The sequence below is a fragment of the Mesoplasma grammopterae ATCC 49580 genome (genome assembly GCF_000701525.1).
GTDB lineage: Bacteria > Bacillota_I > Bacilli_A > Mycoplasmatales > Mycoplasmataceae > Mesoplasma > Mesoplasma grammopterae.
This window is the reverse complement of record NZ_JNJC01000009.1, coordinates 1-1,289: the sequence shown is the minus strand read 5'-3', so window position 1 is coordinate 1,289 and position 1,289 is coordinate 1. Positions and strand designations below refer to the sequence as shown.

Genomic DNA, 1,289 nt, shown 5'->3' with positions numbered 1-1,289 from the left:
TTAGGACAAGAAATAAAAGAAGGAGATGCTTTATTTTTTGTTGAGACAGATAAAGTTAACTCTGAAATTCCAGCACCAGTTGGTGGAAAGATTGCAAATATTTTAATTTCTCAAGGACAAGAAATTAAAGTTGGAGATGTTGTTATTGAAATTGATGATGGTTCTTCAGCGGCTGAAGTAACCCCTGTAGCAGAAATTAAAACTAAGAATGAGCCAATTGAAGAAAATGCTTCAGTTGTAGGGTCAACACCTGTATCAAATGATGTTATTGCTTCAAGAGCAACATCAAATGTAACAGCAGAAATTTCAAATAGTGGTGTTAAAGCAACACCTTTAGCTAGAAAAATTGCAGCTGATAAAAAAATTGATTTATCAACAATTAAAGGTACTGGACCTCATGGAAGAATTTTAGTTTCTGATTTAGATTCAGCACCAGTTGCTGTTTCAAATGCAAACTCAGCAGCTAAAACTGCTCTGAAATCTGTTGATATAGATGCACCATTATCATGAGATTCAATTCCAATGAACGGAATTAGAAAAGCAACTGTTAAAGCAATGGTTAAATCTCAATCAGAAAATGCAGCATTTACAGGAATGAAAAATATTAACATAACTCCAACATATGATATGCGTGCAATGTTAAAAGATGGATGTGAATCAAAAGGAATTAAATTAACTTACTTAGCATTCATCGTAAAAGCAGCTGCTAAAGTATTAGAAGAAATGCCTAATATTAATGTTCGTATAGATGCTGAAAACAATGCAATCTTACAAGTACATAATATTAATATTGGTATCGCAGTTGATACTGAAAAAGGTTTAATGGTTCCTGTTATTAAAAGCGCAAACCATTTAACAATATTTGAAATCGCTAATAAAATTGGTGAATTAGCTAAAAAAGCTAGAGATGGTAAATTAGCAATGACTGAAATGAAAGATGCAACTTTTACAGTTTCAAACTTTGGATCAGTTGGATTAGATTATGCCACACCAATTATTAATTCACCTGAATCAGCAATCTTAGGAGTAGGTACAATGACAAAAACACCTATTTTTGTAAAAGATGAAATTAAGGCAGGTTGAATCATGCCATTCTCAATGACATGTGATCATAGAATAATTGATGGTGGAGATGCCGGAAGATTCTTAATGAAAATAGAAAATTATTTAAGTAATCCAGCATTACTATTAATGTAAAAGAGGAGAAGCAAAATGTTTAAAGTAAAATTTGCCGACATTGGAGAAGGACTTACTGAAGGAAAAGTAGCAGAAGTTCTTGTTAAATTAGG

General features: G+C 32.1%; 1 protein-coding gene. It reads left to right on the top strand.

The window, feature by feature from the left end:
• The coding region (locus tag T314_RS0102740) for a dihydrolipoamide acetyltransferase family protein (protein ID WP_029512079.1) at positions 1-1,197 on the top strand (1,197 nt) is incomplete at its 5' end.
• Positions 1,198-1,289 lie beyond the last annotated feature (92 nt).